General features: G+C 70.5%; 9 protein-coding genes. 6 read left to right on the top strand and 3 right to left on the bottom strand.

Annotated elements, in window-relative coordinates; translation table 11 throughout:
* Positions 1–152: 152 nt before the first annotated feature.
* The 5 genes from N5I75_RS25410 to N5I75_RS25390 are packed head-to-tail and all read left to right on the top strand — an operon-like array spanning position 153 to position 7703.
* Positions 153–3839 (top strand): nitrate reductase subunit alpha, encoded by a 3687-nt coding sequence (locus N5I75_RS25410; RefSeq protein WP_476680951.1) that lies wholly within the window; start codon positions 153–155, stop codon positions 3837–3839.
* 4 nt (positions 3840–3843) lie between these two features.
* Positions 3844–5460 (top strand): nitrate reductase subunit beta, encoded by a 1617-nt coding sequence (narH, locus tag N5I75_RS25405; protein WP_476680949.1) that lies wholly within the window; start codon positions 3844–3846, stop codon positions 5458–5460.
* Positions 5457–6065: a nitrate reductase molybdenum cofactor assembly chaperone gene (gene narJ / locus N5I75_RS25400; RefSeq protein WP_476680947.1), complete on the top strand. Its 609-nt coding sequence runs from the start codon at positions 5457–5459 to the stop codon at positions 6063–6065. The genes narH and narJ overlap by 4 nt, the downstream gene beginning before the upstream one ends.
* Positions 6062–6784 (top strand): respiratory nitrate reductase subunit gamma, encoded by a 723-nt coding sequence (gene narI, locus N5I75_RS25395; RefSeq protein WP_476680945.1) that lies wholly within the window; start codon positions 6062–6064, stop codon positions 6782–6784. Before narJ ends, narI begins: the two co-directional genes overlap by 4 nt.
* 40 nt (positions 6785–6824) lie before the next feature.
* Positions 6825–7703, top strand: a complete 879-nt coding sequence (locus tag N5I75_RS25390; RefSeq protein ID WP_476680943.1) for a helix-turn-helix domain-containing protein — start codon at positions 6825–6827, stop codon at positions 7701–7703.
* A gap of 12 nt (positions 7704–7715) precedes the next feature.
* Here N5I75_RS25390 and dnaK read toward each other — a convergent pair whose 3' ends face one another.
* Together dnaK and N5I75_RS25380 are read right to left on the bottom strand one after the other, a co-directional pair.
* A complete protein-coding gene (gene dnaK / locus N5I75_RS25385) occupies positions 7716–9635 on the bottom strand; it encodes a molecular chaperone DnaK (protein WP_476680941.1) in 1920 nt (639 codons plus the stop codon).
* Between the two features lie 110 nt (positions 9636–9745).
* Entirely contained in the window at positions 9746–10171 is a 426-nt protein-coding gene (locus tag N5I75_RS25380) for an OsmC family protein (RefSeq protein ID WP_476680939.1), read from the bottom strand.
* A 224-nt stretch (positions 10172–10395) separates the two neighbouring features.
* On the opposite strand from N5I75_RS25380, the gene N5I75_RS25375 reads away from it, so the two are divergent.
* Positions 10396–12033 carry a DUF6345 domain-containing protein gene (locus tag N5I75_RS25375; RefSeq protein ID WP_476680937.1) on the top strand — a complete coding sequence of 546 codons (1638 nt, stop codon included), beginning with the start codon at positions 10396–10398 and terminating at the stop codon, positions 12031–12033.
* A gap of 10 nt (positions 12034–12043) precedes the next feature.
* Here N5I75_RS25375 and N5I75_RS25370 read toward each other — a convergent pair whose 3' ends face one another.
* Positions 12044–13417: an amino acid permease gene (locus tag N5I75_RS25370; protein WP_476680935.1), complete on the bottom strand. Its 1374-nt coding sequence runs from the start codon at positions 13415–13417 to the stop codon at positions 12044–12046.
* Positions 13418–13488: the final 71 nt, after the last annotated feature.

Below are 13488 nucleotides of genomic sequence, written 5' to 3'. Positions count from 1 at the left end.
GGTGAGGGTGGCCAAGGTGGTGGCGGGGCCGTGCGGGTGACGCCCCGGACGGCGGTCCGTCACGTGCCCCACCCGTACGGCCCCCGCCGGAAGGTGACCCGCGCCCTGGGCCCCTAGCGTGCACCAGACGGCACAGCGAGGGAGCACACACGGTGACAGACACGACGCGCCGCCCCACCGAGCCGGACGCCGCGCTGTTGCGGGCCGGGCGGTTCTTCCGGCGGGGGACCGCCGCCGACGACCTGCACAGTGTGCGGATCGAGGGCGGCCGGGACGGGGACGTCTTCTACCGCGACCGGTGGAGCCACGACAAGGTCGTGAACTCCACGCACGGGGTGAACTGCACGGGCTCGTGCCGGTGGAAGGTGTACGTCAAGGACGGCATCATCACGTGGGAGACCCAGCAGACCGACTACCCGAGCGTGGGCCCCGACCGCCCCGAGTACGAGCCGCGCGGCTGCCCGCGAGGGGCGGCGTTCTCCTGGTACACGTACTCCCCCACCCGCGTCCGCTACCCGTACATCCGGGGGCTGCTCCTGGAGATGTACCGGGAGGCGAAGGCGCGGCTCCACGACCCGGTGCTCGCCTGGGCCGACATCCAGAACGATCCCGAGCGGCGCAGGCGGTACCAACAGGCCCGCGGCAAGGGCGGGTTGGTGCGGGCCACGTGGGACGAGGCGGTCGAGATCGTCGCCGCCGCGCACGTGCACACGATCAAGACGTACGGGCCCGACCGCGTCGCCGGTTTCTCGCCGATCCCCGCGATGTCGATGGTGTCGCACGCGGCGGGGGCCCGTTTCCACTCCCTCATCGGCGCGCCGATGCTGTCGTTCTACGACTGGTACGCGGATCTGCCGGTGGCCTCGCCGCAGGTCTTCGGCGACCAGACGGACGTCCCCGAGTCGGGCGACTGGTGGGACGCCGCGTATCTGATGATGTGGGGCTCGAACGTGCCCGTCACGCGGACGCCGGACGCGCACTGGATGGCCGAGGCGCGCTATCGCGGGCAGAAGGTCGTCGTCGTGGCGCCCGACTACGCGGACAACGCGAAGTTCGCCGACGAGTGGCTGCACCCGCACCCCGGCACGGACGGCGCGCTCGCCTTCGCGATGGGGCACGTGATCCTCAAGGAGTTCTTCGTCGGGCGGGAGACCCCGTTCTTCTCCGACTACGTCAAGAAGTTCACGGATCTGCCGTTCCTGGTGACCCTGGAGGAGCGGGACGGCGGCTACGTCCCGGCGAAGTTCCTGCGCGCCGCCGATCTCGGTCAGGGCGGCGAGGGCGCCGAGTGGAAGACCGTCGTCCTCGACGAGGCGACCGGCCGGGCCGCCGTCCCGAACGGCTCCCTGGGCTTCCGCTGGACCGAGTCCGGAAAGGGCCGGTGGAACCTCGAACTCGGTGACATCGCGCCCAAGTTGAGCCTGTACGGGGCCGAGGTCGCCACCGGGGTGCCCGTGCTCCTGCCCCGTTTCGACACCGACGGCGGCGAGCACGGGCAGGGGCGCGGGGAGGTCGTCCGGCGCGGGGTTCCGGCGACGCGGCTCGGCGGGCAGGACGGACCGCTCGTCACCACCGTCTTCGATCTGCTGCTCGCCCAGTACGGGGTGGGACGCGAGGGGCTGCCGGGTGCGTGGGCGTCCTCGTACGACGACGCGGACGCGGTCGGCACACCCGCCTGGCAGGAGATCCACACCTCCGTTCCGGCCGCGAAGTGCGTGAAGATCGCGCGCGAGTTCGCTGCGACGGCCGAGAAGTCACGCGGGCGCTGCATGATCCTCATGGGCGCGGGGACCAACCACTGGTTCCACTCCGAGACGATCTACCGCAGCTTCCTCTCCCTGCTCCAGCTCACCGGCTGCCAGGGCCGGAACGGCGGCGGCTGGGCGCACTACGTCGGGCAGGAGAAGTGCCGCCCGGTGACGGGGTGGGCCTCACTGGCCTCCGCCAACGACTGGTCGCGGCCGCCCCGGCAGATGATCGGCACCGCGTACTGGTTCACCAACACCGACCAGTGGCGCTACGACCGGTTCGGCGCGGACGTCCTCGCCTCGCCGCTCGGCAAGGGCGCCTTCCAGGGGATGACGGGCGCCGACTGTCTCGCGCTGTCGGCGCGGACGGGGTGGATGCCGTCGTACCCGACGTTCGACCGCAGCTCCCTCGACCTCGGCGAGCAGGACGTCCAGGCCACGGTGGACGAGCTGAAGGCGGGGACGCTGAAGTTCGCCGTCGAGGATCCGGACGCGCCCGAGAACTGGCCGCGCGTCCTCACTCTCTGGCGCGCCAACCTGCTCGGCTCCTCCGCGAAGGGCGCCGAGTACTTCACCAAGCACCTCCTGGGCACGCACTCCTCGCTGCGCGCGCAGGAGGCCGCGCCCGAGGAGCGGCCGACCACCGTCACCTGGCGCGACGAGGCGCCCGAGGGCAAGCTCGACCTGCTGCTCTCGCTCGACTTCCGCCAGACCTCCTCCACGCTCCTCTCCGACGTCGTGCTGCCCGCCGCGACCTGGTACGAGAAGCACGATCTGTCCTCCACGGACATGCACCCCTACGTGCACTCGTTCTCGCCGGCCGTCGATCCGCCCTGGCAGGCCCGTACGGACTTCGACACGTTCAAGGCGCTCGCGCACAAACTCAGTGAGCTGGCGGTCGGCCATCTCGGAGTGCGGAAGGACCTCGTCGCGGCGCCGCTGCAGCACGACACGCCCGGGGAGATCGCGCAGCCCGGCGGCGTCGTCCTGGACTGGCGCAAGGGCGAGTGCGAGCCGGTGCCGGGCAGGACGATGCCGAACCTCGTGGTCGTCGAACGGGACTACACCGCGATCGGCGCGAAGTTCTGCGCGCTCGGGCCGCTGGTGGAGGAGCTGGGCCTGCCCGCCAAGGGCATCGCCCTCAAGCCCGACCAGGAGGTCGCCGAGCTGCGCGAGCGCAACGGTGTCGTACGCGGCGGCCCCGCCGACGGACGGCCGAGCCTCGATACCGCGATCAAGGCGGCGAACACGATCCTCGCCCTCTCCGGGACCACCAACGGCCGCCTCGCCACCCAGGGCTTCCACACGCTCGAAGCCCGTACGGGCCAGGAGATGGCGCATCTCGCCGCCGAGCACGAGGGCAAGAAGGTCACCTACGCGGACACCGTCGCGGCGCCCGTGCCGGTGATCACCTCGCCCGAGTGGTCGGGCAGCGAGTCCGGCGGGCGGCGGTACACGGCGTTCACGCTCAACACCGAGCACGCCAAGCCCTGGCACACGCTCACCGGGCGCCAGCACTTCTTCATCGACCACGACTGGATGCACGAGCTGGGCGAGGCGCTGCCCGTCTACCGGCCGCCGCTCGACATGAACCGCCTGTTCGGCGAGGCGCGCCTCGGCCCGGACGGGGAGAAGGAGGTGACCGTCCGCTACCTCACCCCGCACAACAAGTGGTCCATCCACTCCGAGTACCAGGACAACCTGTTCATGCTGGCGCTCTCGCGCGGCGGCCAGTCGATCTGGATGGCGCCGCAGGACGCCGACGCCATCGGGGTCAGGGACAACGACTGGATCGAGGCGGTCAACCGCAACGGTGTCGTCGTGGCCCGCGCGGTCGTCTCGCACCGGATGCCGGCCGGCACGGTCTACATGCACCACGCGCAGGAACGCACCGTCAACGTCCCCAAGGCGGAGACCAGCGGCAGGCGCGGCGGCATCCACAACTCGCTGACCCGGCTCATCCTCAAGCCGTCCCATCTCATCGGCGGCTACGCCCAGCTCTCGTGGGCGTTCAACTACTTCGGACCGACGGGCAACCAGCGCGACGAGGTGACGGTCATCCGGCGCCGCGGCCAGAAGGTGGAGTACTGAACTCATGCGCATCATGGCTCAGATCGCGATGGTCATGAACCTGGACAAGTGCATCGGGTGCCACACCTGCTCGGTCACCTGCAAGCAGGCGTGGACCAACCGCAACGGCATGGAGTACGTCTGGTTCAACAACGTCGAGACCCGCCCGGGCCAGGGCTATCCGCGCCGCTACGAGGACCAGGAGAAGTGGCGCGGCGGCTGGGAGCTGAACAAGCGCGGCGCCCTGAAGCTGAAGAACGGCGGCCGGTTCAAGAAGCTCGCGGGCATCTTCTCCAACCCCAAGCTGCCCGAGATGAAGGACTACTACGAGCCCTGGACGTACGACTACAAGAACCTGACCGAGGCGCCGCTCGGCGACGACTACCCGGTGGCCGAGCCCCGCTCGCAGATCTCCGGCAAGCCGATGAAGATCGAGTGGTCCTCGAACTGGGACGACAACCTCGGCGGCGCCCCGCAGTACGGCGACCTCGACCCGATGGTGGAGAAGACCCGGCGGCAGGCCGCCGACAAGGTCAAGTTCGCGTTCGAGCAGACCTTCATGTTCTACCTGCCGCGCATCTGCGAGCACTGCCTGAACCCGTCGTGCGTCGCCTCGTGCCCGTCGGGGGCGATGTACAAGCGCGCGGAGGACGGCATCGTCCTCGTCGACCAGGACCAGTGCCGGGGCTGGCGGATGTGCGTGACCGGATGCCCGTACAAGAAGGTGTACTTCAACCACCGCACCGGCAAGGCCGAGAAGTGCACGCTGTGCTACCCGCGCCTCGAAGTCGGCCTGCCGACCGTCTGCTCCGAGACCTGCGTCGGGCGTCTGCGCTACCTCGGCGTCATCCTCTACGACGCCGACAAGGTGACGGCGGCGGCGCAGACCAAGGACGACACGCAGCTCTACGAGGCGCAGCTCGGGGTGTTCCTCGATCCGCACGACCGCGCCGTGCAGCGGGCGGCGGAGGAGGCCGACATCCCGTACGACTGGATGGAGGCGGCGCGGCGCTCCCCTGTCCACGCGCTCATCAGCAAGTACAAGGTGGCCCTTCCGCTGCATCCGGAGTACCGGACGATGCCGATGGTCTGGTACATCCCGCCGCTCTCCCCCGTCGTCGACGCGCTCACCGAGACCGGGCACGACGGCGAGGACCACGCCAACCTCTTCGGCGCGATCGACACCCTGCGCATCCCGCTCGAATACCTGGCGGAGATCTTCACCGCCGGTGACACCGGGCCCGTACGCGCCTCCCTGGAGAAGCTGGCGGCCATGCGCTCGCACATGCGGGCCATCAATCTCGGGGACGAGCCGGACGCGTCCATCGCCGCGTCCGTGGGCATGGAGGCGGTCGAGGTCGAGGAGATGTACCGGCTGCTCGCCATCGCCAAGTACGAGGAGCGGTACGTCATCCCGACGGCGGCGGTCGGCGACGCCAAGCGCCTGGAGGAGACGGCGGTGCCGGACTCGTGCAGCCTCGACCACGCCGACGGGCCCGGCATGGGCGGCGAGGGCCCCTTCGGCGGCGACTCCGGGAACACCATGGCGGGCGGGCGGAAGCTGCTGCCCGTCGTCTCCTTCGAGAACTTCCACCTCACCAAGCGCCGCCAGACCGCCGACGACCCCAAGGAGAGCCCGTGACCGGCCCCTCAGCGCTCCTGCACCAGGCGGCGGCGCTCTGCCTCACCTACCCCGACGAGGAGCTGTACGAGCGGCTCCCGCTGGTGCGCGCGGCGGCGCCCCGGCTCGCCCCCTTCGTCGACCACGCCGAGGCGACCCCCTTGCAGGACCTTGCCGCGCACTACGTCCAGGTCTTCGACTTCAAGAACCGGCACAGCCTGTACCTGACCTGGTGGCGCGACGGGGACACCCGGCGGCGCGGCATGTCCCTGGTCCGGTTCAAGGAGGTCTACCGGGAGCACGGCATGGAGTTCACCGGCGAGGAGCTGCCGGACTTCCTGCCCGCCGTCCTGGAGTTCTCGGCCCAGGCCGGGCCGTTCCTCCTGGAGGAGCACCGCAGCGGCCTGGAACTGCTCCGCATCGCCCTCACCGAGCACGGCACCCCGTACGCGACCGTGCTCGACGCCGTCTGCGCCTCCCTGCCGGGCCCCTCTCCCAAGGACCGCGCCGAGGCGCTCGCGCTCGCCCGCTCGGGCCCGCCGCGCGAGGAGGTCGGCCTGGAGCCCTTCGGCGACCTCGGTCTGCGCGAACCCCTGCCGCTGTTCGTGAAGGAGCACGCGCCGTGACCACGCTGATCTGGGGCGCGCTGCCCTACATCGCCTTCGTCCTGCTGATCGCGGGCACGATCTGGCGGTTCCGCTACGACAAGTTCGGCTGGACGACGCGCTCCTCGCAGATCTACGAGTCCAAGCTCCTCAACATCGCCTCGCCCGTCTTCCACTACGGCATCCTGTTCGTCCTCGCGGGGCACATCATCGGCCTCTTCGTCCCGATGTCGTGGACGAACGCGGTGCACGTCAGCGAGCACTCGTACCATCTGCTGTCGCTGATCGGCGGCACGCTCGCCGGGGTCCTCGCCGTCGCCGGCATCTTCATGCTGATCTACCGGCGCCGCACCAAGGCCCCGGTCTTCCTCGCGACGACCCGCAACGACAAGCTCATGTACGCCGTCCTGCTCGCCTCGATCGTCCTCGGCATGGCCGCCAAGCTCTCCCACTCCTCCGGCGACGGCTACAACTACCGCGAGACCATCGGCCCGTGGGCCCGCAGCCTGTTCACGCTGTCCCCGGACGTCTGGCGGATGGAGGGCGTACCCGTGCTCTACCAGATCCATGCGGTAGTGGGCATGTCACTCATCGCGCTGGTACCGTTCACCCGGCTCGTGCACATGTTCAGCGCGCCGTTGCAGTACCTGTTCCGGCCCTACGTGGTCTACCGCAGCCGCGACCCGCGGCGCCTGACCGCGCGGCCGGAGCGACGGGGGTGGGAGCGCACCGGCTCATAGCCGCTGCGGACAAGGAACGCCACGTGGGGAGACGTGTGACGTGAGTGAACGACGGCCCGCCCCCACCGTGGGCCAGGTGGTCCTCGGGCGCCGCCTGCGCGACCTGCGGGAGGCCAGGGGGCTCAAGCGCGACGAGGCCGCCCGCGCCCTGCGCGTCACCGGCGCGACCATCCGCCGCATGGAGATGGCCGAGGTCGCCCTGAAGATCCCGTACGTCCAGATGCTCCTGGAGCTGTACGAGGTCCCCGAGCGCGAGATCGAGGCGTTCGTGGCGCTCGCCGAGGAGGCGAACCTGCCCGGCTGGTGGCAGCGCTACCACGACGTGCTGCCCGACTGGTTCAGCCTGTACGTCAGCCTGGAGGGCGCGGCGGAGATGATCCGCGCCTACGAGCCGCACTTCGTGCCGGGCCTGCTCCAGACCGAGGCGTACGCGCGGGCCGTCTTCGACGCCGGGACGGTCGGCCGCTCCAAGCCCGACGAGATAGAGCGGCACGTCTCCCTGCGCCTCGCCCGGCAGTCCCTGCTCACCCGGGAGGACGCGCCGCACCTGTGGGTCGTCATGGACGAGACGGTGCTGCGCCGCCCGCCCGGCGGCGCCGACGTGCTCCGCGACCAGCTGGACCACCTCCTCGAAGTGGCCCGCCTGCCGCACGTGACGCTCCAGATAGCCGAGTTCGCGAGCGGGCCGCACCCCGGCACGTTCGGCCCGTTCACCCTGTTCCGCTTCCCCGTCCGTGAGCTGCCGGACATGGTCTACAGCGAGTACGTCACCGGGGCCCTGTACCTCGACTCGCGGGACGAGGTGGGCACGCACCTGGAGGTCCTGGACCACCTGGTGGCGCAGGCGGCGAGCGCGGAGCGGACCCTTGAGCTGATGGCGCAGTGGCGGGAGAGGCTGGGCTCCGCCGACCAGGACTGAGGCCCGCGGGGTTTACGAGGATTCGCTCCTGTCACCCTTCGCGCTCTTGTCGCCCCTCGCGCTCCTGTCGCCTTCCCCGCTCTTGTCGCCCTCCCCGCTCTTCTCGTCGTCCACGATCTCGGCGTCCACGACGTCCTCACGGGGCGCGTCCTCCGGAGGCTGCTGCTGCCCGCCGCTCTGCGCGTCCTGGTACATCGCCTGCCCCACCTTCTGGCTGACGGTGGCCAGCTTCCGTACGCCTTCGCGCAGGGCGTGCGTGTCCGGCGGGTCGGCGGCGAGCGTCGTCTTCAACTCCGCCACCGCCGCCTCCACTTCGGCGCGGATGCCGGACGGGACGCGCTCCTCGTTCTCCCGCAGGAACCGCTCCGTCTGGTAGACGAGCTGCTCCGCCTCGTTGCGCGCCTCGGCGGCCTCGCGGCGGGTGCGGTCCTCCTCGGCGTGGGCCTCGGCCTCGCGCATCATGCGGTCGATCTCGTCCTTGGGCAGGGCGGAGCCGCCGGTCACCGTCATCTTCTGCTCGCGCCCGGTCGCCATGTCCTTCGCCGACACGTGCATGATCCCGTCGGCGTCGATGTCGAAGGTGACCTCGATCTGCGGGACGCCGCGCGGCGCGGGCGGCAGGCCCGTCAGGTCGAAGACGCCGAGCTTCTTGTTGTAGGCGGCGATGTCCCGCTCGCCCTGGAAGACCTGGATGCCGACGGACGGCTGGTTGTCGGTGGCGGTGGTGAAGGTCTCCGAACGCCGCGTCGGGATCGTCGTGTTGCGTTCGATGAGCTTCGTCATGACGCCGCCCTTGGTCTCGATGCCGAGGGACAGCGGCGTCACGTCGAGCAGCAGGACGTCCTTGACGTCGCCGCGGATGACACCCGCCTGGAGGGCCGCGCCCATCGCGACCACCTCGTCGGGGTTGACGCCCTTGTGCGGGTCCTTGCCGGTCAGCTCCCGTACGAGGTCGGTGACGGCCGGCATCCGGGTGGAGCCGCCGACGAGGATGACGTGGTCGACGGCCGACAGGTCCACGCCCGCGTCCTTCACGGCCTGGTGGAACGGCTTCTTGCAGCGGTCGAGGAGGTCGGCGGTCAGTTCCTGGAACTGGGCGCGTGTCAGCTTCTCGTCGAGGTGCAGGGGGCCCTGCGCGGACGCGGTGATGTAGGGCAGGTTCACCGTCGTCTCGCTCGACGACGACAGCTCGATCTTCGCCTTCTCCGCCGCCTCGCGCAGCCGCTGGACAGCCATCTTGTCGGCGGCGAGGTCGATGCCGTTCCCGTTCCTGAACTGCTTGACCAAGTGGTCGACGACGCGCTGGTCCCAGTCGTCGCCGCCGAGCCGGGTGTCGCCGTTGGTGGCCTTGACCTCGATGACGCCGTCGCCGATCTCCAACAGGGAGACGTCGAAGGTGCCGCCGCCCAGGTCGAAGACGAGGACGGTCTGCTCCTCACCCTTGTCGAGCCCGTACGCGAGGGCGGCGGCCGTCGGCTCGTTGATGATCCGCAGCACCTTCAGGCCCGCGATCTCGCCGGCCTCCTTCGTGGCCTGGCGCTGCGCGTCGTCGAAGTAGGCGGGCACGGTGATGACGGCGTCGGTGACGTCCTCGCCGAGGTAGGACTCGGCGTCGCGCTTGAGCTTCTGCAGGACGCGGGCGGACAGCTCCTGCGCGCTGTAGCGGGCCCCGTCGATGGAGCCGCTGTCGGGAAAGTGCCAGCTCCCGTCGCCCATGTGGCGTTTGACGGAGCGCGCCGTGCGCTCGACGTTGGTGACGGCCTGCCGCTTCGCGACCTCGCCGACCAGCACCTCTTTGTTCTTGGCGAAGGCGACGACCGAAGGGGTGGTGCGCGCGCCCTCCGCGTTGGCTACGACAGTGGGCTCACCGCCCTCCAGTACGGCCACCACCGAGTTCGTCGTACCGAGATCGATCCCGACCGCACGCGCCATGACGCGTCCCCTCTCGCAGCTCGCATCCCGTAGAAGCAGGCCCGCTCAGTCATCAAGCACAAATCTTGAGCGGGCCCGCGTCAAGGGGACGAGCGTCAACGGCCCCGCGGTCAGGCCAGCTTGGCCGTCAGCGTGATCTCCGTACCGGAGAGCGCCTGGCTCACCGGGCAGTTCTTCTTGGCGTCCTCGGCGGCCGCGGCGAAGCCCTGTTCGTCGAGGCCCGGGACGGTGCCCTCGACGGTGAGGTGGATGCCCTTGATGCCCTCGCCGGGCTGGAACGTCACGTCCGCGGAGGTGGTCAGCCTGGTGGGCGGGGTGCCCGCGCCGGCCAGGCCGTGCGAGAGCGCCATCGAGAAGCAGGACGAGTGGGCGGCCGCGATCAGCTCCTCCGGGCTCGTCTTGCCGCCTGCCTGCTCGGCGCGCGAGGGCCACGACACCGGCTGCTCGCCGATGCCGGAGGAGTCGAAGGTGACGACGCCGTTGCCCTCGAGCAGGTTGCCTTCCCACACGGTGTGTGCGGAGCGCGTGGTTGCCACGTTGTTTCCCTTCCGTACGGCCCCTGGACGGGACCGTTCCCGATTGGCTCTGGTCTCTTCGGCCCCTATCCGACCACATCCGCCCCTGCTGTACGGGGAAGACCGCGCCACCGGCCGATCACCGTCCATTGGCCGGAATACGCGCTGGGCAAACCGGCACGACGGTGACACTTTGGCCCACCCGACCAGGGGGATCCTCACGGGGTTTCGCAGGGGGTTCAGCCATGCGCATGATCTATTCGGAGCGCGGCCCGTCACCGCTGGAGACCGGGAAGCCCGGCGCGGCCGACCGCGACTCGACGTTCGGCTGGTGGGGTGCGTTCAGCATCCAGAAGTTCGTGAACCAGAACCCGCTCTCGCACACGCACGAGGACGCCACGGGCTGGCTGGCGTACCTCCAGCAGTTCTACGACCGCAACTTCTGGTTCGCGGACGCGGGCGCGCAGGTGTGGGCGTACGAGGAGACGTACGACAACTGGCAGGACCGGTACGGGATGGACGCCGTCGTCGCCGTGTACCACTCGGGCCACGGCGGCATGGACGGCAACGGGGTGTTCTTCGCGCCGCTCGGCGCGAAGTGGGACAACCGCTCGGACGCGGTCTCCAACCGGATGGCGTTCGGCGACGAACGCGCCAACTACGTGTTCTGGTCGACGTGCAACTCGCTGCGCGTCCTCGACGGGCACTCCCCGATCCGTACGTGGGCCGGGCCCAACCTCGGCTCCCGGATGATCTTCGGGTTCGAGACGACGAGCATCGACAGCGGCGACTACGGAAAGAAGTTCTGGGAGAAGTGGCGCGCCGGGCAGACGTACTGCGACGCGTGGCTCAACGCGAGCTGGGACATCTACCACGGGCAGGCCCCGTCCGTCGCCGCGACCGGCGCCACGCAGGCCGAGGCGACCAACCGCCTGAACCAGGAGCGGAACTTCTTCCGCGAGCACGTCTCCGACGCCTGGTACGCCTGGCGCTGGTACTACGCCCGCGAGGGGCTGCGCGACCCGATGACGCAGGCGCCGACGGAGCCGCAGATCGTGCAGCTCGCGCCGCGCGAGCCCGGCCAGGAGCTGACCCGCCTCGGGCAGCTCGCGCACTTCCCGCAGGCCGCGCTGCAAGAGGTGCACGTGGAGCGGCAGGGCGTGCTCAGCGCGAACTCGGGCGACAAGTACGTGTCGACGGCGCCGGGCGCGGTGCGCTGGGTGAAGCTGGCCGAGGCCAACCACCGCAACACCGAGCAGCTGCCGACCGACCGCGCGGTCGAGCTGGCCCGCGCCTTCGTCGAGCAGCACAGCGACGCGACGGGCGGCGCCGAGCTGGTCGTCGAGGGCGTGCACGACCTGATGCAGAACAGCGGCAAGAAGGACGGCTCGCAGATCGGCGAGCCGGTGTCGCTGCAGACGCACGTCACGTTCCGGCAGGTCTTCGGCGGCATACCGGTGATCACGCCGGGCCGCGGCGAGTTCCGCGTGGCCCTGGACAACGACGGCACCGTGGTCCAGGCGACCCTGTCGACGCGGCAGCCGACCGGCGAGACGCGCACCCCGAGTTCGGCGGTCGCCCCGCCGTCCGGCAAGGGCAAGCAGGCCATGGCGTCGCCCGGCTCGCGCGACCCGCGCCAGGCCCTCGACGAGGCACAGCAGCGGCGCATCGCGCACCTCACGGCGATGGCCTCCGACAGCGAGCGCTCGGCGTCCGACATCGAGGCGCGGATGGAGGTCAGGGACGTCCCCGGCACCCTTGAGGTCGGTTACGAGATCGAGGGCAACGAGGCGTACCCGGCCGCCCGCAAGCTGATCGAGCTGGGCTCGCGGGACAGCATGTACAAGAAGCTGCGCTGGGTGGTCGCACCGCTGGCCAGGTGAGCGGCGGGGGTCAGGAGGTGGCGGTCCGCTTCTTGCGGGCCGCCATCCACGCGTAGACGAGGACGCCGACGAACAGGAAGAGCACGCCCTGGTAGACGGCCGCGTACCCGGCGCCGCCGACCAGCCACATCGAGAACCCGAACGCGGCGACCGCGAGCACCATGTCCCGTACCAGGCGCGAGCGGTTCACCCGCTCCCCCTGCCCGGAGAGCAGGAAGTAGATCTGCGCGGCGGTGGCGAGCAGGTAGGGCACGGTCGCGGTGAACGTCGTGACGAGCACGAGCGTCTCGAAGACGCCCGTCGAGCCCGCCGTGTAGTTGTAGACGGTCAGCAGCGAGGCGAGGACGACGGCCACGAGCACGCCGACCGTCGGCACCCCGCGCCGCTTCTTCGCGAACGCCTGCGGGAACAGGCCGTCGCGGGCGGCGGCGTACGGGGTCTGGGCGCTGAGCAGCGTCCAGCCGTTGAGGGCGCCGACCATGGAGACGAGGGCGGCGACGGCGACGGCGGTGCCGCCCCAGGTGCCGCCGAACATCGCGTTGACGGCGTCGGAGAACGGGGCGGTGGAGCCCACCAGCTTGTCGTGCGCGACCGTGCCGAAGACCGAGACCGTGCCGAGGAGGTAGAGCAGGGCCGCGAGGCCGGTGCCGAGGACGGTGGCGCGGCCGACGTTGCGCTGCGGGTCGCGGACCTCGCCCGCGCTGACGGACGCCGACTCGACGCCGAGGTAGCTGAAGAGCAGGATCGCGGCGGACGCGGAGACGGCGCCCAGCGCGGAGTCGCCGGTCGCGCGGAATGGGCCGAGGTTGTCCGCGTGGAAGAAGAACAGGCCGCCGACGGCGACGAGCAGCAGCGGCGCGAACTTCAGCACCGTGGAGATCAGCTGCACGGCGCCGACGTACCGGGTGCCCGCGAGGTTGGCGAGCGCCGGGAGCCACTGGCAGCTCAGCGCGGCGACGATCGTCCAGAACGTGGAGCCGTGGATCGGCAGGAGCACGTCGAGGTAGCCGACGGCGGCCACGGCGAGCGCCGCGTTGGAGACCCAGGTGGTGATCCAGTACGACCAGGCGGCCAGGAACCCGGCGAAGTCGCCGAACGCCTCACGGGCGTAGACGTAGGGGCCGCCGGTTTGCGGATGCCGATGTGCGAGCCGCCCGAAGACGAGGGCGAGCGCGATGGCGCCGACGGTCAGGACGCCGAACGCGACGAGGCTGACCGTGCCGTACGGGGCGACGGAGGCGGGGAGCAGGAAGATGCCGCCGCCGATGATGTTGCCCATGACCAGGGCGGTGGCGATGGGGAGTCCGAACCTGCGGGCGTGCCTGCTGTCCTGGTCGTCGTCCCTGGCCGGAGCCGTCAGGGGGGCGGGCCCGGTGTCGTGCATGGGGTGGTGCGCCTCTCGGAAGTGCTGACGCCTGCCCCGGGATCGCCGGGCGGCACTCCATGGTCCGGCGC

It is taken from the genome of Streptomyces sp. R818 (genome assembly GCF_056172735.1).
The sequence above is the reverse complement of the archived record's forward strand: the minus strand, read 5'-3'. Positions and strand labels throughout refer to the sequence as shown.